The organism is Salinibacillus aidingensis, assembly GCF_055393355.1.
On sequence record NZ_AP043759.1, the window covers coordinates 2225792 to 2246598 of the forward strand.

The 20807-nt window shown below is 39.6% G+C and carries 21 protein-coding genes and 1 other annotated feature; of the genes, 2 read left to right on the top strand and 19 right to left on the bottom strand.

The window, feature by feature from the left end:
• Positions 1 to 80: 80 nt before the first annotated feature.
• The 8 genes from obgE to ACZ5OK_RS12030 all read right to left on the bottom strand — a co-directional run bounded on the left by obgE (position 81) and on the right by ACZ5OK_RS12030 (position 6341).
• Positions 81 to 1361 carry a GTPase ObgE gene (gene obgE / locus ACZ5OK_RS11995; RefSeq protein WP_343837290.1) on the bottom strand — a complete coding sequence of 427 codons (1281 nt, stop codon included), beginning with the start codon at positions 1359 to 1361 and terminating at the stop codon, positions 81 to 83.
• 10 nt (positions 1362 to 1371) lie between these two features.
• The gene (locus tag ACZ5OK_RS12000; RefSeq protein WP_343837293.1) at positions 1372 to 1890 is read right to left on the bottom strand and encodes a Spo0B domain-containing protein; all 519 of its coding nucleotides are present in this window, start codon (positions 1888 to 1890) and stop codon (positions 1372 to 1374) included.
• Between the two features lie 246 nt (positions 1891 to 2136).
• A complete protein-coding gene (rpmA, locus tag ACZ5OK_RS12005; protein WP_093137801.1) occupies positions 2137 to 2427 on the bottom strand; it encodes a 50S ribosomal protein L27 in 291 nt (96 codons plus the stop codon).
• 13 nt (positions 2428 to 2440) lie between these two features.
• Positions 2441 to 2770 carry a ribosomal-processing cysteine protease Prp gene (locus tag ACZ5OK_RS12010; RefSeq protein ID WP_343837298.1) on the bottom strand — a complete coding sequence of 110 codons (330 nt, stop codon included), beginning with the start codon at positions 2768 to 2770 and terminating at the stop codon, positions 2441 to 2443.
• A gap of 12 nt (positions 2771 to 2782) precedes the next feature.
• Positions 2783 to 3091: a 50S ribosomal protein L21 gene (gene rplU / locus ACZ5OK_RS12015; protein WP_343837300.1), complete on the bottom strand. Its 309-nt coding sequence runs from the start codon at positions 3089 to 3091 to the stop codon at positions 2783 to 2785.
• Positions 3092 to 3103: 12 nt separating this feature from the next.
• Positions 3104 to 3182 (bottom strand) — a sequence feature (ribosomal protein L21 leader region).
• A 39-nt stretch (positions 3183 to 3221) separates the two neighbouring features.
• Complete coding sequence (locus tag ACZ5OK_RS12020; protein ID WP_343837302.1) at positions 3222 to 4673, bottom strand: Rne/Rng family ribonuclease; 1452 nt, start codon at positions 4671 to 4673, stop codon at positions 3222 to 3224.
• 14 nt (positions 4674 to 4687) lie between these two features.
• The gene (locus ACZ5OK_RS12025; protein ID WP_343837305.1) at positions 4688 to 5557 is read right to left on the bottom strand and encodes a site-2 protease family protein; all 870 of its coding nucleotides are present in this window, start codon (positions 5555 to 5557) and stop codon (positions 4688 to 4690) included.
• Complete coding sequence (locus ACZ5OK_RS12030) at positions 5544 to 6341, bottom strand: peptidoglycan DD-metalloendopeptidase family protein (protein WP_343837308.1); 798 nt, start codon at positions 6339 to 6341, stop codon at positions 5544 to 5546. The genes ACZ5OK_RS12025 and ACZ5OK_RS12030 overlap by 14 nt, the downstream gene beginning before the upstream one ends.
• A gap of 238 nt (positions 6342 to 6579) precedes the next feature.
• Between ACZ5OK_RS12030 and ACZ5OK_RS12035 the strand changes: the two genes are divergently transcribed.
• A complete protein-coding gene (locus ACZ5OK_RS12035; protein ID WP_343837310.1) occupies positions 6580 to 6924 on the top strand; it encodes a P-II family nitrogen regulator in 345 nt (114 codons plus the stop codon).
• A gap of 39 nt (positions 6925 to 6963) precedes the next feature.
• Positions 6964 to 8256, top strand: coding sequence for an ammonium transporter (locus ACZ5OK_RS12040; protein ID WP_425542177.1), 1293 nt, complete (start codon positions 6964 to 6966; stop codon positions 8254 to 8256).
• Positions 8257 to 8385: 129 nt separating this feature from the next.
• Here ACZ5OK_RS12040 and asnB read toward each other — a convergent pair whose 3' ends face one another.
• The 11 genes from asnB to ACZ5OK_RS12095 form a co-directional block, all read right to left on the bottom strand.
• Complete coding sequence (asnB, locus tag ACZ5OK_RS12045; RefSeq protein WP_343837316.1) at positions 8386 to 10230, bottom strand: asparagine synthase (glutamine-hydrolyzing); 1845 nt, start codon at positions 10228 to 10230, stop codon at positions 8386 to 8388.
• 294 nt (positions 10231 to 10524) lie between these two features.
• On the bottom strand, positions 10525 to 11325 hold the full coding sequence (gene minD, locus ACZ5OK_RS12050; protein ID WP_343837317.1) for a septum site-determining protein MinD: 801 nt from the start codon (positions 11323 to 11325) through the stop codon (positions 10525 to 10527).
• Complete coding sequence (gene minC, locus ACZ5OK_RS12055) at positions 11318 to 12004, bottom strand: septum site-determining protein MinC (protein WP_343837320.1); 687 nt, start codon at positions 12002 to 12004, stop codon at positions 11318 to 11320. The genes minD and minC overlap by 8 nt, the downstream gene beginning before the upstream one ends.
• 54 nt (positions 12005 to 12058) lie before the next feature.
• Positions 12059 to 12586 (bottom strand): rod shape-determining protein MreD, encoded by a 528-nt coding sequence (gene mreD, locus ACZ5OK_RS12060; RefSeq protein WP_343837322.1) that lies wholly within the window; start codon positions 12584 to 12586, stop codon positions 12059 to 12061.
• Positions 12583 to 13482 (bottom strand): rod shape-determining protein MreC, encoded by a 900-nt coding sequence (gene mreC / locus ACZ5OK_RS12065; RefSeq protein ID WP_343837323.1) that lies wholly within the window; start codon positions 13480 to 13482, stop codon positions 12583 to 12585. The genes mreD and mreC overlap by 4 nt, the downstream gene beginning before the upstream one ends.
• Before the next feature lie 31 nt (positions 13483 to 13513).
• Positions 13514 to 14539 (bottom strand): rod shape-determining protein, encoded by a 1026-nt coding sequence (locus ACZ5OK_RS12070; protein ID WP_343837325.1) that lies wholly within the window; start codon positions 14537 to 14539, stop codon positions 13514 to 13516.
• A gap of 166 nt (positions 14540 to 14705) precedes the next feature.
• Positions 14706 to 15383: a RadC family protein gene (gene radC / locus ACZ5OK_RS12075; protein ID WP_343837767.1), complete on the bottom strand. Its 678-nt coding sequence runs from the start codon at positions 15381 to 15383 to the stop codon at positions 14706 to 14708.
• Positions 15384 to 15433: 50 nt separating this feature from the next.
• The gene (locus ACZ5OK_RS12080; protein ID WP_343837328.1) at positions 15434 to 16012 is read right to left on the bottom strand and encodes a Maf family protein; all 579 of its coding nucleotides are present in this window, start codon (positions 16010 to 16012) and stop codon (positions 15434 to 15436) included.
• 264 nt (positions 16013 to 16276) lie between these two features.
• Entirely contained in the window at positions 16277 to 17260 is a 984-nt protein-coding gene (locus ACZ5OK_RS12085) for a hypothetical protein (protein WP_343837330.1), read from the bottom strand.
• Positions 17261 to 17605: 345 nt separating this feature from the next.
• On the bottom strand, positions 17606 to 19342 hold the full coding sequence (locus ACZ5OK_RS12090) for a sensor domain-containing diguanylate cyclase (RefSeq protein ID WP_343837332.1): 1737 nt from the start codon (positions 19340 to 19342) through the stop codon (positions 17606 to 17608).
• Between the two features lie 107 nt (positions 19343 to 19449).
• The gene (locus ACZ5OK_RS12095) at positions 19450 to 20763 is read right to left on the bottom strand and encodes a bifunctional folylpolyglutamate synthase/dihydrofolate synthase (RefSeq protein WP_343837334.1); all 1314 of its coding nucleotides are present in this window, start codon (positions 20761 to 20763) and stop codon (positions 19450 to 19452) included.
• Positions 20764 to 20807 lie beyond the last annotated feature (44 nt).

The following is a 20807-nucleotide window of genomic DNA, read 5'->3' on the forward strand; positions in this document are numbered from 1 at the left end:
CCTTTTTTATGGCTTTTGTAAAGGCTGTCCATCTGAGAAACCGAACGTTTTCAAACAGTCCTATTCACAGAATTACTGTATTACTCGATAAATTCAAATTCAAAATCCAATAAGCGCACGGTATCCCCGTCACTTGCTCCTCTTTTACGGAGAGCGCTGTCCACTCCCATTTTTCGAAGCTGTCTGGAAAATCTTTGCACCGACTCATCATGGGAAAAGTCCGTCATTTTAAACAATCTTTCAATTTTACTGCCTGAAACAACAAATGCACCGTCCGGATCCCTGGTAATTTTGAAGTCATCGTCCTTCTGCTTATGACGGTAAACCACACGCTCTTCTTCCTGTTCTTCCTGCATCTCAAATTTCGGTGTCCTGTCTAATAAATCAGCAATTGCAAATAGTAAATCATGAAGTCCCTCTTTTGTAAAGGCTGATACTGGATAAATTTGAATTTTATCATCTATTTTTTCTTTAAATGCGTTCAAATGCTGATCTGCTTCAGGCATATCCATTTTATTCGCAACCACAATCTGTGGTTTTTCTTCTAAACGCTGATCATACTGGGCCAGCTCCCGGTTAATGGTGACATAATCATCATAAGGATCTCTCCCCTCAAAGGAAGACATGTCAATTACGTGAACAATCACACGTGTTCGCTCAACGTGCTTTAAAAACTGATAGCCAAGACCTACTCCCTCGTGAGCCCCTTCAATTAATCCAGGGAGATCAGCCATGACAAAGCTTCGGTGATCACTTGTCTCAACAACCCCCAAATTAGGTGCCAAAGTGGTAAAATGATAATCGGCAATTTTCGGCCGGGCAGCACTGACGACAGATAACAGCGTTGATTTCCCTACACTTGGAAATCCGACCAATCCAACATCTGCCAGTAATTTTAATTCAAGCTGTACTTCAAACTCTTCACCCGGCTCCCCGTTTTCGGCAATCTCCGGGGCACGGTTTCTTGCGCTGGTAAATCGTATATTTCCCCGACCGCCGCGGCCACCATTGGCAATGACAGCCGTCTGTTTATGAGTCACTAAATCGGCTATAACCTCTCCTGTATCTGCATTTTTAACCGTTGTTCCAGGAGGCACGGAAACTTTTAAAGGATCCGCATTTCTGCCATGCATTCCTTTCCCCATGCCATTTTCACCACGTTTTGCTTTGAAATGGCGCTGATAGCGGAAATCCATCAAGGTATTGAGACCTTCGTCAACTTCAAATACAACATCACCGCCGTTTCCGCCATCCCCGCCAGCGGGGCCTCCTTTAGGTTCGTATATTTCACGGCGGAAGGCTACACTGCCATTCCCACCATCTCCTGCTTTTACATAAACTTTAACCTGATCAACAAACATACTCTCACCTCTACATTAGCCGTAATCTTATGCTGCAGCCTTGTTCATTCATGTCAACATCCTGTATAAACGGTTTGTTCACCAGAGAGCTTTTTAATTCCTGCTGGTTTAAAAACTCCCCTTCAAATCTTATCATCATCCTAACCGAATGATTTTGTTTATAAATGGACAGTTTTCCATTATAGATTTGCTCGTCCAAAATATGTTTATGTAGCTCCTTTATTATTTCTTCACAATGATGTGTAAGAGTTCGATCAATGGATGAAAAATCTGCATGATCAAGGTCTATTTCATAGGATAACCGAAACGAGTCATATGTAGAATTAAAATTCATCATCCATAATGTGAAATTGGGCCCATTCAAATTGGAAAGCTTTCGTTCCTGCAATAAATCATCCAATAATTCCGTTGTTTTTTCCTTCACTTTATCCAGTTTATCCATTTGAGCATAGCCCTGTATTAACTGCAGATGATTCAATAAATCATGTCTGTAATGCCGAATCATATCAACAACCTCTTCGTCTCTCATCGAACTCCCCCTTTCATACACCTTCGTAAAATAGCATATCAATGAAAATTATAGCAAATTTTGGGGATGAAGGATAGCATAGCCACATGGAGTGGACAGATTCTGTTACGGGATGTGGATTGACCAAATCAGTAGCAAATAAAGATGGAGACGAATGGATGAAGAAGACCAGTCAGACCAGGCTGGTTTACCATAAAAAAAGACTTCAGCCTCATTATGAGGATGAAGTCTTTTTAAAAGTGTGTATTATGCTTCTTGTGCAACAGGGTACACACTTACTTTTTTACGGTCACGTCCGTAACGCTCGAATTTAACAACACCATCAATTTTTGCAAAAAGGGTGTCGTCTCCTCCGATACCAACGTTCACACCTGGGTAAACCTTTGTACCGCGTTGACGGTAAAGGATGGAACCACCAGTTACAACCTGGCCGTCAGCACGCTTTGTACCAAGACGTTTGGACTCAGAGTCACGACCGTTTTTAGTACTACCCTGACCTTTTTTCTGTGAGAAAAATTGTAAATCTAAACGTAGCATGTCCTGCACCTCCTTATTTAATGGATATGTGTTCATGATAATCACGTTCAATCGTCTGCAATGAAACCACCATGCCTTCAAGCAGGTGCTGGGCTTTATGATAGGCTTCCTGATTGATATTCAGCGGAAGCTCCATTCTTAAATAGCCCCCTTCTTCTACATCCTGCTCAATCCGGGGTTCCACATCACAAAGTTGAATGACTGAATTGACTGCACCAAAGGATACAGCTGAAACCGCCGCACAGACTAGATCGTGTCCATATGGTCCACTCTCAGCATGACCCTTTAATTCAAACGATTGAATTTCATTTTGATCATTACGATCAATGTGAACATGAATCATATAGAAAATTCCTTATGCATTAATTTTATCAATAACCACTTTTGTATACGGTTGACGATGACCCTGTTTACGCTGATAGTTTTTCTTTGGCTTATATTTGAACACCGTAATTTTCTTGCCACGGCCTTCTTTATCCACTTTAGCTGTAACACTTGCACCATCTACATATGGTGTGCCAACTTTTGTGTCCTCTCCACCAACGAAAAGAACTTTATCAAACGTAACGGTTTCGCCGGCATCAGCACCTAATTTTTCAACGAAGATTTCCTGACCTTCCTCTACTTTCAGCTGCTTTCCGCCTGTTTCAATAATAGCGTACATACTTGCACCTCCTCTTAGACTAAGACTCGCCATTCAGGTACTCAAGGCTGACCTGAGTTTTAAAACCTGTTCTGAGCGGTTGTAGCATACAGGTGCTACGACAAATACAACATTAAAATATTAGCATCATTTATATGAATTTGTCAATAGCGATTGCCATTGTATGACTACGTTCCAACCATTTAAGGTCACCAATAAACTTTATCACAAATTCACGAGTTTCTAAAGGGTTTTTTTCAAGATAAATCGGGATTTTCATTCGTTTAGACAGGTCCTTGATATGAACATGCTTAATAAATGCATCGAACACATCCGGCCTCACTTCAACCAGAAAGGCCTCACAATCCTTTTTGCGGTATGAACATAACTCTCTTTCTAATTGATAGGCATGCGTTCGGGCTGTCCATGTTATTTCCTGCCGCTCACAAACCAATGAGGGGACATCCATCCCTTCCCTTTTTCGGGTCAGTTCAAGTATCCCCAGTCTTGTAAATCCCAAAACTTCGCAATAGACAGAATCCTGTTTTGCCTGCTTCTTCATTTCTGCGAGTACCCGCTGCTCATCCTGTTTGTTTTTCATACTGATAAAATCAATAAAAATCATCCCGGACAGGTTTCGGAGCTTTATCTGTCTGGCCGCTTCTTTAGCCGCTTCTAGATTTGCACCTAAAACCGTTCGCTCCTTTGTCCACCTGCCCTTAAACTTTGCTGTGTTTACATCAATCACTGTCAGTGCCTCAGTTCTTTCAATAATAAGCTCAATACCTGATGTTAATTTTACCGTCCTTTGTGTAAGATTATTGATTGCCTGATTAACAGAGAGAGGCATTTCCTTATCCAGGTTATCTGTCCAGCGCACTTGGTCTGCTACATAAGGGTATTCCTGTTTGATAGAGCGGGCAGCCTCAATGTCATCAAAAATAATCTCCTCAACTGACACGGTTGCATATTTTCGAATCACACGTTCAGGGATTTCCCTGTCTGCGAATAAAAGACCCGGCTTTTTAACAGACTTAGCCTGATGGTATAGTTTCTCCCACTTTTCCTGCAGTCGCTTCCATTCCTTTTCCAGGTCGTCTTGATCAGCCTGCAATGCTGATGTTCGAATAATCGCTCCTTCACTTGAAGCAGACGAATCTTCAACGCTTGACTGCACTCGAAGTTTTTCCTCTTGATTGATTCGTTTGGAGGCTGCCCAATAGCTGCTATACGGCATATAAATGAAATAGTGCCCGGGAACGGTTACATTTGCGGTTACCCTTGGGCCCTTCTGATCATAAGCATCCTTTGTCACCTGAACAATAATATTCATGCCTTCATGAACATAGTGCTCAATCGGTTGTCCTGTGTCTTTTCGTGCAGCAGGTATCTCTTTTTTCGGTAAAAAGGAAAGCTTTTTCTGTCCGATATCAACAAATGCCGCCTGAAGACCATGATCGACTCTTCTTATCCTTCCAGCATAGATGTTTCCCACTAACGATGTCTGATCAGATCGGTCAATAAAAAAATGCTCCAGTTGATGACCATCCATAAGCAGGGCTGTTTTTTCAGTTGTTCCGGTTTGAATGTACAGCTTTTTCACGTTGATCGCTCCAATTATGTGTACCCAATCTTTGCAAGCTCCTTCATTTGTATATGGGGAGACTTTCGTTCAAAAAACGCCCGCAGACATTGATCCTCTTCTACAGTAGCTGATGAGTCGGTATCAAATTGCACATTAATTTGATGGTGTCTTCCTTTATAAAATTTCTGTAGCACCTCATTTACGGTTTCTGAAGAGGAAGCTGGTACCAGCAGGTTTCGATTGCTATGAGATTGGGGCTGATGATAGCGTGCCATTAAATGACGAATAAAAACATAGTGTTTTCGTTTCCATTCTAGACGATTTTCAATAAAAAGAAAACCAGCCAGAAGCAACGTGTGAAAGGTCAGCCAATGATTTACCGTGGCAATCGATAATCCAATCAGAATACACAGAACAGATAGATAAATTGTATATCCCAATACCTTTTTAAAAGGCAGTTTATAGGATAAGAGCAATAATAGAATTCTACCCCCATCTAACGGATAAATGGGAAGGAGATTAAAAAATAACAGCTGCAGATTATATACGATCGCGTACTCTAGAAGATATACCGGAAACAGCTCTACTGCCATCAATTGTGTTAATAAAACATGAATCCAGATATGCTGAATAGGCCCTGCAAGAACAACCAGGAACTCTTCTTTATAGGAACGAGTAAAATATTCTTCTGTATCCATCACGCCGCCAAAGGGCCAGAACATGACATTAGTAATCCTCCAGCGAAAAAAAAGAGCCATTCCTACATGGCCCATTTCATGAATGAAAATCAAACAAAAAATAATGGCAATTTCAACAAAAGATCCTGTTATTACCCCTAAAAACAGGACCAGCCAAAGTAAAGGATGGATATGAAATTGTGATAGAAATTTAGGCCTGGTCATCAACTTGCATCACCTTCACAGGATCTATAAAACGCTGATCCTCCTGAATTGCGAAATATAAAGTCGGCTGTCCCTCACTTGATTGTGAATCCAAACTGCCGATTACTTCATTCTGGGAAACAAACTGATATTGAAAGACGTCAATTTCATTCAAGTGTCCATAGATGGAATTCGTACCATCTGCATGCTGGATAACAATCGTTTTCCCCGTATCCCGTTTATTGCCCGCGAATATCACCGAGCCTGCCTTCATGGAGGTAACTTCCATGTTATCTGTATTTCCTACTTCAATAAGTACCCCCTCTCCATTTTGCTGAAAGGACTGACTAATAACACCATTTACGGGCAAAATCAGACCATTTTCACCTGCAGCCCGCTCAACATTTTTTTCATTTTCCATAAATGCAAAAGGGGTACCTAAATTCTCCCGATACCAGCCCTGAACCTTTGCAAATGGAAATTCATCTGTCAAAGCATTCACAAGAAAGGCTTTTGGTCTTTGGAATGCCTCTGAATCCACTCTCAAAATAATAGCAGTAGAAAAAAAGATGATAGCTGCCAGAAGTGCCTTAAAAACAAAAGATGGGATCCAATTTTTTTCTGTCTGCTGTTTCCCATTTCTATGATCAGGATTTCTATTTGAATGAATAGAAGGAAAATAACCGTGCTTCTCTTCTTCTTGAACCATGGAAGCACTCCAGTGGGAGCTTGTCCCATTTCTCTTTTTCAGATTTTTCCGTTTAGCAATATTCTGACGGACTTCACGAATACTTTTACGGCTCAATTTACCTCATCCCTTACATTAAGTGTTTGTACAAGTCTATTCAATTCCTTGCAAATTATGACTTGGAGATAGAAAAGCGGAGGCGCTTTGACTATATCAGGTGATAAATGTTCAAAATGTGCGTTTTTTAGCACTAAAAAAAATAATTTTCATAAATAATCTTGCAATTCCTAAAATTACGTTATATCATATTACACAAGATGTTAATTTTCCTAACATTAAGTGGGGGTGAAAAAATATGAAGAAAATTGAATGCATTATTCGACCTGAAAAATTCTCTGAACTACGTCAAAAACTGGGTGATTTTGGTATTTACGGTCTTACAGTAACGGAAGCAGCAGGATGTGGACTACAGGAAGGAAAAACAGGTGTGTACAGGGGGAATGAATACGAGATTAATTTATTTCCGAAGATCAAAATTGAAATGGTCCTTACAGAAGACATGACAGGTGAAGTCATTACATTAATTAAAGAAATTTGCGGTGAGGGAAATGTAGGAGACGGAAAGATTTTTGTCATGCCTGTAGAAGATGTGATTCGTATTCGAACAGGTGAAAATGGCGTTGGGGCAATAAGCTCTTAAAGTGACTTTGGATATAAAGAATAAAAGGAGATGAATGGAATGGAATCTGTTGATATGTCATGGGTCATGCTCGGAACAATTTTAGTCTTTTTCATGCATGCTGGTTTCTCTATGGTAGAGACGGGTTTTACCCGCTCTAAGAACTCTTTAAATATCCTGATGAAAAACTTCCTGACGATATCCATTGGAGCTGTATTATACTTTATTGTCGGATATGGCTTCATGTTTGGTACCGATGCATTTGGATTTATTGGTACAGATGGATTCGTATTAAACGGCGTGGAAGATATCGGATTTTTTATCTTCCAGTCAATGTTTGCAGCTACATGTGCAACGATTATCTCTGGTGCAGTTGCAGAACGCATCAAATTAAATAGTTATATTTTACTAACTATCGTTATGACTGCTTTTATTTATCCAGTTGTAGGTCACTGGGTATGGGGAGGAGGCTGGCTTTCTGAATTAGGTTTTGTTGATTTTGCCGGTTCTACTGTTGTTCACTTTACTGGTGCTGCAGGTGCCATCGCTGCAGTCATGCTGTTGGGTGCCCGTATTGGTAAATATTCCAAAGATGGCAAGAGCAATGTTATACCAGCCAGTAATGTTCCATTAGGGGCATTGGGTGTCTTCTTACTATGGTTTGGCTGGTTTGGATTTAATGGAGGCAGTGCTTTAGCAGCTGACGTAACTGTAGTACCTCACGTTATTTCCACAACCATGCTATCCGCATCAGCCGCTGTTATAGCATCTGCCTACTACTCATCACTAAGATATAAGAAGATTGATGCATCATTAACCCTAAATGGTGCCCTTGGCGGTCTAGTGGGGATTACTGCAGGTACCGCTGCTGTATCGTTAACTGGTTCGATAATCATTGGGCTTATATCAGGTATCGTTTTAGTTGAGGGAGTTGCTTTTGTTGACAGAAACTTAAAGCTTGATGATCCTGTTGGGGCTATAGCTGTTCATGGTGCATGCGGAATTTGGGGTACAATTGCCGTTGGATTCTTCGCTACTGATGGTGGACTGTTCTATGGTGGTGGTGCCACTCTATTAGGGATCCAGGCTCTGGGAGTTGTTGCTACTTTTGCATGGACGTTTATTATGACTTTCATCGTGTTTGGTGTGATAAAAGCAGTAGCCGGTATAAGAGTATCCGAAGAAGAGGAAATATCGGGACTTGATTTTGCTGAGCACGGATCGCAGGCGTATGAACTGAAGGATATCATGGTTACAACTCCTCCAGCCAGACAATCTAATACGGGGCCTACCGGAGCTACCTTAGTTGAAAGGCTGGATCAATTGCATGGAAAATCAATCAAAATGGATTAAATCCGCTTAAAAATTAAAGAAACTTTATAAAATCATTGAAAAAATATAGGCCCAGTGAACATTCACTGGGCCTTTTGTCGGTCATATTTAATAATTCTTGTTTAAAAGCCATCCAGGTAAGCAAATGATTCAAATTACTTTTACATCATAAGTCCGTAACCAATAATTAATCTGACATAGATGTGCAATTAATTGTGGTCCCTTCATTAACTGACCAAACCACGGATCTTTAAAATCTGCCCCCTCACTTCTTATAATGTCTTCTATTTTTCTTCTTTGTATAAACTCAAATAACGGAGCATCTGAATCCTCTAAAATTTCCTTCATCCACTCTGTAACTGCTTTGGTATATTCCGGCTGAAACGTTTTAGGATATGGACTTTTTTTACGATAAAGAATTTCGTTTGGCAATAATCCTTCTAACGCTTTACGTAAAATTCCTTTTTCACGATTTCCATACATTTTTAAATCCCATGGGATATTCCACACATACTCCACCAATTTATGGTCAGCAAATGGAACGCGTACTTCCAGACTAGCTCCCATACTCATTCGATCTTTTCGGTCCAACAGTTGCTGCATGAACCATTGCATATTTAAATAAAACAATTCCCGGCGTTTAGTATCTTCCGGTCTTTCCCCTTCTAAATAAGGGGTTTCTTCTATCGTTTCCTGATATCGATCGTTAACGTAGGTTTTGAGGTCTAATTTTCTTTGCCATTCAGGATGTAACAAGGAAATCCTTGAATCCAGCGAAGTCATCCACGGAAATCCTGCATTTTCATTTGTTTCTGGATGGTGGAACCATGGATATCCTCCAAAAATTTCATCCGCACACTCTCCTGATAAACTTACAGTCGTATGTTTCTTTATTTGTTTACAAAACCATAATAACGAGGAATCAATATCCGCCATGCCTGGCTGATCTCTTAATTCTACCGCTTGTTTCAGTAGACTGGCCAACTCATAACCGCTTATGATCTCATTATGATGGTCTGTAGAGAAATGGCTGACCATCTTTTTAATCCACGGTCCGTCACTGGAAGGCTGGAAACGACTAGATTGGAAATGTTGATCATTCCCTTCATAATCCACAGAAAAGGTGGTTAAAGGTCCATTTCCTTTACGTTCAAAATACTGTGAGGCAATGGCAGTAATTGCACTGGAATCCACTCCTCCAGAAAGAAATGTAGACACAGGGACATCGGCGATTAATTGTCTCGTCACAGCATCGATAAATAGTTCTCTTACCCTTTGAGCCGTTTCTTCAACGGAATCATGATGTTCATAGCTTTTGACATTCCAATAACGGGTAATCTTCACACCATCTTTAGTAAATATCAGCGCATGGCCAGGACGTAATTCCTGTATATTTTTAAAGATGCCATGACCTGGTGTTCTCGAAGGGCCTAAGCCAAAAATTTCACTCAACCCATCTCGATCAACTTCAGTTTTCACGTTTGGATGGGCCAATAGAGCCTTTAATTCAGAACCAAACAAAAACTTACTATTTTCATTTAAGAAAAACAAGGGCTTTACACCCAGACGATCTCTTGCCAGAAAAAGTTGTTCTTTTTCTTCGTCCCAAATTCCAAATGCATAAATGCCATTAAGATACTCCACACAATCTTCTTTCCATTCTATATAGGCTGTAAGCAGCACTTCTGTGTCAGAAGTTGTTTGAAATGAGTAACCCTTTTTTACTAATATCCTTCTTAAATCTTCGGTATTATAAAGCTCCCCATTATAAACAAGCGTATAAAGATTCTCTTTAAATTGCTTAATCATTGGCTGTTTTCCACCTTCAAGATCCACAACTGCCAGTCTTTTATGACCAAGTGCAACATGTCTGTTAATCCACACATTTGAGTCATCTGGTCCTCGTAAGCTTAGCGTATCTGTCATTTTTTTCAACCAGAACCGCTCTGATTCTAAATCCTTTTTCCAGTCAATCATTCCTGTAATTCCACACATAAGAGTTTCATCCTTCCCAAGATGCATAAATATTATTTCTGTATAAAACAAGACTTCAATCTGGCACCCTGATGGGCAGCGAAACTTATCAAGCCATTTACGAGCTGTTGATCCCCCACCCTCAACATTTGTTCTACCAATAATTAGAGGTGATAATATTACAACTCGTTATACTGTTATAAAACTATTCTATGATTTGAAATTACATCATATTCCTTTTCGATAACCTAATATTTTATATAAAGCGCTTTCATTTTATGAAGAAAAAAGAGGACTGGCAGGGCCAATCCTCAATTACGATTTCACTCCGAAAAATTTCTTCACTTTTGCCATGATGCCTTTATCATCCTCTAAGGACATCAAGGGTACTGATTCACCAAGAATTCTTCGTGCTATATTACGATAGGAAATAGATGCTTTTGTATCTGGTTGAAACGCTACTGGCTCTCCATGATGAGACGATTTAATCACCTCATCATCATCAGCCACAATACCCAGCAAATCTACGGCCAGTATCTCTACTATATCGCTTATATCCAGCATATCACCTGATTTGACCATATGGGTACGTATACGATTAATGATAAGATGAGGAGATCCAATTCCCTCTTCTTTTTCCAATAATCCGATGATACGATCCGCATCACGCACACTGGATTTTTCCGGAGTGGTTACAACAACAGCTTTGTCAGCCCCGGCAATTGCATTTTTATATCCCTGTTCGATACCGGCTGGACAGTCAATAAGTATATAATCGTAGTCCTGCTTAAGCTCAGCTACGATTCTCTGAATACCCTCAGGTGTTACTGCCGATTTGTCACTCGTTTGTGATGCCGGAAGGAGATGAAGGCAATCAAACCTTTTATCTCTTACTAGTGCCTGTTTTACACGACAGCGCTCCTGAACAACGTCGACCACATCATAAACAATTCTATTTTCCAAGCCCATGACTACATCAAGATTTCGCAGACCAATATCGGTATCAAGCAGACATACTTTTTTTCCTAATAAGGCAAGACTTGTACCAACATTTGCCGTTGTTGTCGTTTTTCCTACACCGCCTTTACCAGACGTTATTACAATTGCCTCACCCATTGATCATTCTCCTCTCTATTGAACCTAAATCAGGTCGAATGGTAGATAATGACTGCAATCTATCAATTAAAATTTTATCTGTATCCTGATTAACATAAGCGCATTCCATATAAAGACCTTCTGTTTCAAAGTCGGGTGATCGACTTAAAAAGCCGGATATTCTCAACTGGGTAGGATTCATATACGCAGCTGCAATAATTGCTTTAGGATCACCTTCAATACCTGCATGGGCAATCCCGTTCAACTTTCCAAGTATGTAGACGTTTCCTGTGGCTGACACCGTGCCTCCGGGATTTACATCACCAATCAACAACAAATCTCCATGTACATGTAACTGCTGGCCTGCTCGTACAATTTTAGTAATCGCAGAGATTTCTAAATCTTTATACCAGTCTTTTGCTTCCTCTTTGGTTATAACATTGGAATAGATTTCGTTAATAACAAGGTTGGGCTTACTCCTGACAATTTCCTGCATCTGTTCCTTCATTTCACTCGTTAAATATCGGTTTCCTGCATCTATATTAACTTTAATCACCGGCTGATCCTGATCGATTACCTTTGAGGAAAGCTTAGATTTTAATTCCTGAAGAATGTGCTCCATTGAACTTGTCTCATCAATGGTAAACGTTAGTCCATCCTTTGTTCCCTTTATTGTAACTGCTTGTTTTTTGTTTTTCACAGAGGTTCACCTCAATACTACTTTTTCGATAGGCACTGCTTAAAATCCTCTTAACTATGTTGAAAATTGTTCATCAGCCCATTTTTCCAATCTTTGGCGAAATATTGGATAAGTAATTAATAAAAATAACATATTGGTCAGGAGTGTTGGAATTAATCGATCATTCAGGTAAGACATCCATGTCATATCTGCATAGCCAATCATAAAATACATTACGTAAATGAGATGATCAGCAAAACAAATCCCCACAACCGTTAATAGAAGCGTGACAATAAAGTTTGGGTGCAGGAGCTTTTTCAGTCCCAGAATGATAAACAGCGTCAAACCATAAGTGAACATATACACACCTAAAATATCGGTATATGTGAAATCAATTAGAAACCCGAAAATAACAGCATATACTAAACCATAAATGGTATGATCCTGATCAAAAAAGATGGTTATTATGATACTGAATATCAGAATCCAGTGGGGAATCGGCTGAATATCAGCTAATAACCACTGTACTGGAATCAAACTGGTTGCCGTACTTTCCAACACCAACAATATTAATAATATAAGAGGAAGAAATAAATGCTTCATGATTCCTCCTCCTCAGATTGATCCGATTCCGGTGAGTTCATATTCCTGTCCACAACCATTACATGATTGATATCATACAAATCAGCTGCAGACTTGACATAGGCAACCTTCGTAAGGCCATAGGAATCCATTTCAACCGATTCAATTTCACCAATAATTAATCCCCTGGGAAACACTCCGCCCATACCAGAGCTTACCACTAACTGCCCCTTACTAATTTCCTTATCGGTTGATTGAATGGTCAGAATAAGAGCTTCCTTTTCCTCATCATAACCCTCTATAAGGCCGAATACATCCTGCTGATTCTCCTTTTCACCATTACTCTGGACGAGTGCAGAAATCCGATTATTCCGATCAAACCCACTAAGCAGTTGAACATCAGAAGTAAATTGATAGGCGGTTTTCACCTTACCAATCATTCCATTTGCTGTTATAACAGCCATATTTGCACGAACCCCGTGCTGTTTCCCTTTATTAATAGACAACTGCTGCATCCACATTGGTTCAGGGCTTCTAGCATTCACTGTTGCATCGATTAGATTATAGCTTTCAAGTATATCTGAATCTTTTTTCTCCAGTAACGCGCGTAATTCTTTATTTTCCTTTTCCAAAGCCTTAACATCATAAAGCAAATCCTTATACTCTGATAAACGTGACTTCAGGACCTGATTTTCCTCGAAAGTATTGGTTAATTCACTCACATCTTCAAAGATTCCACCAACAAAGTCGATGGGAACCTGAAAAATGGATTGTACCGCTCCAATTGTATCCTTTAACAGCTCCTCAGGTAAACTGACATCGTCTCTGTCTCTGATTGAAAATCCAATTAGTGAAACTAAAAGAATAATGCTGATAAGTATAATAATTAAGGCTCTTTTCCTTAAAAAGGACCACATCTATGACACCTACTTCAATAAATTCTAAATATTAACGTTTCCTGTTTGAAATTTTACGAAAGTGATGAAGAAAATCCAATGATTTACCTGTTCCGATGGCTACACAATCAAGCGGATCTTCTGCCACAAAAACAGGCATTTCCGTTTCCTCACTGATTCTTTTATCCAGGTTAGATAACAATGCACCACCACCAGCCAGAACAACACCTTTTTCCATAATATCAGCTGATAATTCCGGTGGTGTTTTTTCCAATGTACTCTTTACGACCTCAACAATGGAATCTACCGTATCCCTTAAAGCTTCTTCAATTTCAGTATTTGAGATTTTTATGGTCTGCGGCAGGCCAGTAACCAAATCGCGTCCTCGTATTTCTATTTCAACAGCCTCATCCACTCGCATAGCTGTTCCCAGTTCCATTTTTATAACTTCTGCTGAATGCTCACCAATTAATAACTTATACTTCTTTTTAATGTACTGAATAATCGCATCATCCATTTCATCCCCAGCAATACGAATAGACTCACTTGTGACAATGCCACCTAAGGAAATAATGGCTACTTCCGTCGTACCTCCACCAATATCTACTATCATACTACCAGTAGGTTCCCATACAGGTAAACCCGCACCTATAGCAGCAGCAAAAGGTTCCGCTATTGGATAGGCTTCCTTTGCACCCGCCTGTCTTGTCGCATCAATAACGGCCCTTTCTTCAACCATCGTTATACCTGATGGCACACATACCATCACATTTGGCTTTCTTGCAAAAGGGGAGCGCCTGCGAAGGGTTTTTCCCATATAATATTTCATCATCATGGCTGTTGTTTCATAATCAGCTATGACACCATCTTTCATAGGTCTTATTACGGAAATATTGCCCGGCGTCCTTCCAATCATCGTCTTGGCACTGTTTCCTACTGCCTCAGTCTCCCCGGTTGTTACATTTTTAGCCACTACGGAAGGTTCACGTAATACAATTCCCTTTCCCTTAACGAATACTAATGTATTTGCTGTACCCAAATCAATCCCAAGGTCCTGTGCAAACCCAAATCGTGCCACCTGAATCTTCCTCTCTGTAATGGTCTAGGATAAAACATAACCTCTTATGTATAGTGTATTACAAAAAATACACTTAATAAGCGCCATCCAAGAATTAACTTGTACAAATGGCGCCCTTTTTTCTTTATTATTCAATTATACGAAAAAAACCAGAAAATAGATAGTGTTATAAGTAGCCTTTTTCCTTCATAGAAACATATTTTCGATCACCTATAACTAAATGATCCAACAGCTCAATTCCGATCATTTTTCCACACTCTGAAAGTCTTTTTGTCACATGAATATCTTCCTGTGAAGGGCTGGGGTCTCCCGAGGGGTGATTGTGGGCACAGATAATAGATGCAGCGGAGCGTTTAACTGCTTCCCGATAGATTTCCCGGGGATGAACTATGGAGGCGTTTAAACTCCCTATAAAAACGGTTTGCTGATGAACTACCTGATTTTTCGTGTTTAAAAACAAAACAAGGAAATGCTCCTGATTCAGATGTCTAAGTTCTTCCATGACAAAATCTGCTCCATCTTCAGGACTTCTGATAGCATATCGTTCAGATGGCTTATAGGAATATACCCTTTTACCGATTTCAAGAGCAGCCATCAGCACAACTGCCTTTGCTTTTCCAATTCCTTTGATAGCTGTCAATTCTTCTACAGTTGCGTCTTTGAGTAACGGGAGGCCTTCAAAGTGTATAAGTAACCGATGGGATAGAGACATCACAGATTCATTTTTTGTACCTGTACCCAATATAATGGCCAGTAAGTCCTGATTTGATAGATGATCAGACCCTAATTGCATGAGCCGTTCTCTTGGCCGGTCATTTTTAGGGACATCCTTGACAAAAACCATTTCATTAGACAATAAACAAACTCCTCTCACATTTTTATATAAATAATAAATTATTGAAATACAGGGAGAATATCGTATTTTCTCAGTTCTTTAACAACAAGCGAAATAGGAAGGCCAACGACATTGTAATAATCACCGATAATTCTTTTTACAAGTATGGATCCAGGTCCCTGAATTCCATAGGCACCAGCCTTATCGAAGGGTTCCCCTGTAGATAAATAGGACTCAATCTCTTCTTTTGAAAGTGGCCAGAACTCGACCTCCGTCTTTTGGGTAAAAACCTCTTCATGCTTACCCGTCCGAATCATAAAGCCTGTCCACACCTCGTGACGTTTCCCGCTTAATAAGGACAGCATATGGTGTGCTTCATCTGTATCGTTTGGTTTTTCAAAAATCTGCTTATTACAGGATACAACTGTATCAGCTGATAAAATCACTTCCTTCTCATCCTTTAGTACAGTTTCTCTGCCTTTTAGGCGAGCGAGCTGCTTTACTTTTTCCTCTGGCAAAACGGAATGAATGGAAGACTCATCGACTTCCGGCTTTCGGATTATAAAAGGAATATTCACCTGTTTAAGTAATTCCTGCCGTCTTGGTGAAGATGATGCTAAGACAAGTTGAAATGACATAATTAAAACCTCCGGAAAACGAATGAACTTGATGATAAATATAGTTTAATCAATTTTGCTCAGCATTACAAAAAGGTAAAATCCCATATCAGCTGATTAGATATAAATAAAACGATCAAACCGGATTCAAAAATTCATTTATTTATTGAGATATAGAAGAGTTTTTTAATTTCGGGGAGTTTTTAGCGGTGTCTGTCACGACCCGAATTTTGTCGAACGTTAAATTGAGAAATGGCTGAATCAGGGATTTGATTCAGCCATTTCTTATTTATTCAAATACTTCTCATAATCGTGAAGGATGCGAATCAGCTGATGCTGTTGCTGCCATTTTTCATCTTGTGAAAGGTTCAGCAGTGACTGAATGGAAACGGATAATGCTTCAGCCTCTTTGGATATGGACTCAGGCTTCTTTTGATACCATTGTTCCATTTTAGTTTTTAATTCTGAGAGATTACTATCAGGTTGTGAAAAAAGCGGAAGAGCTTCTTCCCAGTAACCCATTCCTTCTTTTACCCAGGCACCCTCCGCTTCAGCAGTCTCATGTTCACCGCCGGCTACGTTCCAGGCCTTTACGTACGTATCCTTCTCCGGATCAAATCCAAGGCTGTCCATGCTTGCCTCCACGTTTTTAATATCATCATCTGTCATAGCTACGCCTGCAAATAAATAATACTGATCTTCTCTTTGCCAAATGTATGGATGTACACCTGATTCCTTAAATATTGTCTGTCTTTCCTCAGCTTTAGCCTGTGTTGAATAAACGCCGACCTGAACAACCTGTGGTTCATAGCCATTAAATTGGACGACTGTCCCCTGTGAAGTTTCAGCATCATTAGCAGCAGCTGATGTTTCTTCGGCTGAAGGATTATCTGTATTTTGTGTACCGCCAGCCTCCTCGTTTTCATCAACTCCAACGCCTGAAAGAACTCGTAACATAATAAATCCTAAAAGCGATCCTACAACAATCGCTGATGCGCCGGCAATTAAGAGCCGTTTCACGCTCGGAATCATTGAGAAAACGGATTTCTTTCCTTTGTAATTTCTTTTTAAAACTTCTATTTTTGGCGGTTCAAAGTCATAGGCCGTTTTTTGACCTTCATTAAAGGAGTCTGTTTCACTTGTTTTATCTAAAGCGGCAGCCATTTCTTCTTTTACGTTCTCGTCAACGGAGGATAAATGCTCTTGATCTTGGTCTTCTTTTTCTTTTCCATTAATTCTTATTGAAATATGGTTCTGTTTCTTGTCCATTTTTTCCCCACCTTGACTAGCAAAATTATACAGCATACAAAACTCATCAAAGTTCTTCTCTGATGAGTTATCTTTTTATGCATCTATTACCTTACCACGTCTATGAAAAAAACGTTGTCGGTGATTGTCTAATCCGATTAGAATTTCATCAAAGATTTTCCTGAAAAATCTACATAAAGTGAGACTTCAATTCGTGGGGGGTTCCTTATCCCCCCGCGGATTGTTAGCGAAACTTACCAGGGCCTTACGAGATGTTCACCCACCTCCCTCATTCATCTTACTAATACTCTGAAGAACAGACCTTATTTTTATGGACAAAAAAACACCTGGTATCTGCACCAGGTGTTACATTTGAATGACTTTCTCATAGGTAGCCACTCTGTTTCGTCCATTATTTTTCGCTCCGACATACATGGCACGATCAGCATGACGGATCAATTCACGTGGATCATCACAATCATTTGGAAATGTTGCAACTCCAATACTCGCTGTAACTTCAATCTTGATAGGCTTTCCAATGTCTGAAATATGCTGCTTAAGTTCAAAAGGTTCCTCACTGATCACGCGCCGGATATTTTCAGCATGAAAGAGTGCTTCATCCTTACCCTTTCCTCTCAAAAGAATGACAAATTCTTCTCCGCCGTATCTGGCAACAATTTCATTCGGAAAGGTATTTTCCAAGCGTGCAGCAAGTTCCCGGAGAACCTCATTTCCACTTTCATGACCGTATGTATCATTTACCTGTTTGAAATGATCCAGGTCCAGCAGGATTAAAGATTGGTCCTCATGCAGACCTTTCGCTTCCATATCCTCAAACAGCTGCTGAATATATTCCTCAAAATATCGGTAATTATAAAGCTTTGTTAATGGACACCGTTCACTCTTCTGTTTTGTCGTTTCATAATGACGGGCATTTTCAATGGCTACAGCAAGATAATTGGCCAATATTTCTACTAACATATACTGATATTTTTCATAAGCTCTTTTCCGCTTTGAAGCAACTGTAATGACTCCTACAACTTTCTCATTTCTCCAGATAGGGACGGAAATGATACTTTCAGCGTCATGTGGCAAAGAAGGATCAGGAAGAATCATATCCCACTTGGCCCGATTTTTATAATATAAACCTTCTCCTCCACCATAAACGGTTCCACTGATTCCCTGAAACTTTTTCAAATGGAATGAAGTATGGTGTCCTTGCGGGGTATCCCCCATTACCCGAATGAGAGTTAAACTTTCATTTGAGTTCAATACATCATAAATGTAAGCATAATCAACATACAACAGCTTACTTACTTCCTCTACAAATATATCCAAGACCTCTTTTACATTCAGTTTCCCCGTTAACTTATGCCCAATTTGACTCGTTCTTCTCATATAATTATTCATTCTTTGGGAAGAGAAATAGTTCTGAATAATGACAGAAAACGTGACAAAGGGAATTCCAACAAAATAGATGGCTCCAGCTCCCAGTTCGATATACAGCAAATACAGTACATATCCAACAGGTATCGTTAATCCGGAAGTCAGCATGTCCCAAAATAAGGACTTGGAAAAAAACCTTTCCCGCTGTGATGTCATATACATTTTGAGCAGGTGCAATAATACCTGATTCGCAAAAATAATCGCTAAAATATATCCAATGATAGGAAACTGCTGCTCAAAAGTAAAATCCACTATTTTTTGATGAGTTCCGCCTAATAAATAATATATGGCCGCCCCAATAATAGAGGTTAATAGAAACAGAGTTAAGTTGGCAGGTATACGAAATAATTGATCCTTACCAGGTCTAAGCTTAGTGAGCAGGACACATACGGCTATTTGTGTTAATACAATTTCTGCAAATAAACCAAAGTGTAAGAAAACCGCAAAGCTTATTCCATGAATGAAGAATATGGGAGTGCCTCCAACAATGATGGGAAAAAGGGATACGATACACATTAGAATGCCAAATGAAACAATATCAAACCATCTGCCATCCAGGTTCATTATGGGGGCAGTTACTTGATAAATGTAGAAAATCAGAGATGGCCAGATAAGGAGCCAAAGAATCCAAATCAATAATTTTTTCTGTTTTGTCATATACAGCATCTCCCAGACCCTTTTTTACAAAACCTTGCTAACAAAACCCCGAATTCGATCCTTTAAATAATCAAAAATCCTGAATTCAATGTTTTCAAATATTAAAATTATTTTATCATATTTTTTGAAAAATGTTCAAAATGTTGTCTAACTTTTGAAATAAAATATAAAGAGCCTGAGATAATGATCAATTCATGAGCCGGATCAATACGGCCGATTTCCTGTCTGATCGCTTCCTTCCAATCTGCTCTATATTCCTTTTTGGGGTGCTGACTCAGATGATATAAATGGTCTGCTTCTGAAGCACGATCAAAAGAAAAGGATGTAAACACGATTTTCTCAAAACTTTTATCCAATAAAGGCATGACAGCATCCAGGGATTTATCCTTCATCATGGAAAAGATCAGATTTTTCTTATGGTTGGGATAAAACCGCTGAAGCGTCTGGATGAGTGAAACCACCCCTTCCCTATTGTGTGCCCCATCAATAATAACAGGAGGTTTACTGACCAGAACTTCAAATCTTCCTGGCCATTTTGTTCTCTTTAAACCCTCTCTAATTAAGGCAATATCCGGTTTAATGGAATTCCTGGAACATACGTTTAAAAACGTCTGTAAAGCAAGGACTGCATTTTGAACCTGATGATGACCTTTCATCTGAATCATTAGCTCAGGAAAGCTGTGTTGTTCTGACTGAAAGGTGAACACTTCTCCTTCCTTATGTACATGATCATTTCCTATATAGGTGAATGCCTCTCCAAGCTGACTTATTGGTGCATTCATACTTTCAGCCTTTTCTTTAATAACCTTAAGTGCTTCTGTTTGATCAACAGAAGATATCAGGGGGACATTCCTTTTTATAATCCCTGCTTTTTCAGCGGCGATTTGTTTATAGGTATCACCAAGGATATGCGTATGATCAAGTCCTATATTCGTTATAACCGTAGCAATTGGTTGCACAATATTGGTCGAATCCAGTCTTCCTCCCAAGCCCGTTTCCCATATTACGAAGTCGAGGGATTGGTCTGAAAAATAACTAAATGCCATTGCCGTAATCACTTCAAATTCGGTGGGAGGACCCCATTGCGTCTTTTCCAGGTCTTCACAAAGTGGCTTTATTTTCTCAACGAGCTTAACCATTTCCTTATCGGTTATCGGGATTCCGTTTACACTTATACGTTCATTAAATTTTATCAGATAGGGTGAGGTGAAGGTTCCTACTGAAAAATGATGTGCTTCAAATAAATTTCGCAAAAATGACAGCGTCGATCCTTTACCGTTCGTTCCAGCGATATGAATACTATTGATGTGCTGTTCAGGATGACCCAATTTCTCCATCAGCCACTCCATTCGTTCAAGACCAGGTCTGATTCCAAACTTTGTACGTTCACGGATCCATTCAATTGCCTCATTATACTCCATGGTCATTCCCTCACTTTATGTGGATTCAGTAACTGCAAAAAAAA

What these genes read in the sequence shown, in the direction of transcription:
- ACZ5OK_RS12035 (WP_343837310.1), top strand. Translation starts at nt 6,580, where the DNA reads ATGAAGAAAATTGAATGCATTATTCGACCTGAAAAATTCTCTGAACTA.
- ACZ5OK_RS12080 (WP_343837328.1), bottom strand. Translation starts at nt 16,012, where the DNA reads ATGTCATTTCAACTTGTCTTAGCATCATCTTCACCAAGACGGCAGGAA.
- mreC (WP_343837323.1), bottom strand. Translation starts at nt 13,482, where the DNA reads ATGTGGTCCTTTTTAAGGAAAAGAGCCTTAATTATTATACTTATCAGC.
- radC (WP_343837767.1), bottom strand. Translation starts at nt 15,383, where the DNA reads ATGGTTTTTGTCAAGGATGTCCCTAAAAATGACCGGCCAAGAGAACGG.
- ACZ5OK_RS12090 (WP_343837332.1), bottom strand. Translation starts at nt 19,342, where the DNA reads ATGACAAAACAGAAAAAATTATTGATTTGGATTCTTTGGCTCCTTATC.
- ACZ5OK_RS12025 (WP_343837305.1), bottom strand. Translation starts at nt 5,557, where the DNA reads ATGACCAGGCCTAAATTTCTATCACAATTTCATATCCATCCTTTACTT.
- ACZ5OK_RS12095 (WP_343837334.1), bottom strand. Translation starts at nt 20,763, where the DNA reads ATGGAGTATAATGAGGCAATTGAATGGATCCGTGAACGTACAAAGTTT.
- ACZ5OK_RS12010 (WP_343837298.1), bottom strand. Translation starts at nt 2,770, where the DNA reads ATGATTCATGTTCACATTGATCGTAATGATCAAAATGAAATTCAATCG.
- obgE (WP_343837290.1), bottom strand. Translation starts at nt 1,361, where the DNA reads ATGTTTGTTGATCAGGTTAAAGTTTATGTAAAAGCAGGAGATGGTGGG.
- ACZ5OK_RS12040 (WP_425542177.1), top strand. Translation starts at nt 6,964, where the DNA reads ATGGAATCTGTTGATATGTCATGGGTCATGCTCGGAACAATTTTAGTC.
- mreD (WP_343837322.1), bottom strand. Translation starts at nt 12,586, where the DNA reads ATGAAGCATTTATTTCTTCCTCTTATATTATTAATATTGTTGGTGTTG.
- asnB (WP_343837316.1), bottom strand. Translation starts at nt 10,230, where the DNA reads ATGTGTGGAATTACAGGAATGATTGACTGGAAAAAGGATTTAGAATCA.
- minD (WP_343837317.1), bottom strand. Translation starts at nt 11,325, where the DNA reads ATGGGTGAGGCAATTGTAATAACGTCTGGTAAAGGCGGTGTAGGAAAA.
- rpmA (WP_093137801.1), bottom strand. Translation starts at nt 2,427, where the DNA reads ATGCTACGTTTAGATTTACAATTTTTCTCACAGAAAAAAGGTCAGGGT.
- ACZ5OK_RS12085 (WP_343837330.1), bottom strand. Translation starts at nt 17,260, where the DNA reads ATGGACAAGAAACAGAACCATATTTCAATAAGAATTAATGGAAAAGAA.
- rplU (WP_343837300.1), bottom strand. Translation starts at nt 3,091, where the DNA reads ATGTACGCTATTATTGAAACAGGCGGAAAGCAGCTGAAAGTAGAGGAA.
- ACZ5OK_RS12000 (WP_343837293.1), bottom strand. Translation starts at nt 1,890, where the DNA reads ATGAGAGACGAAGAGGTTGTTGATATGATTCGGCATTACAGACATGAT.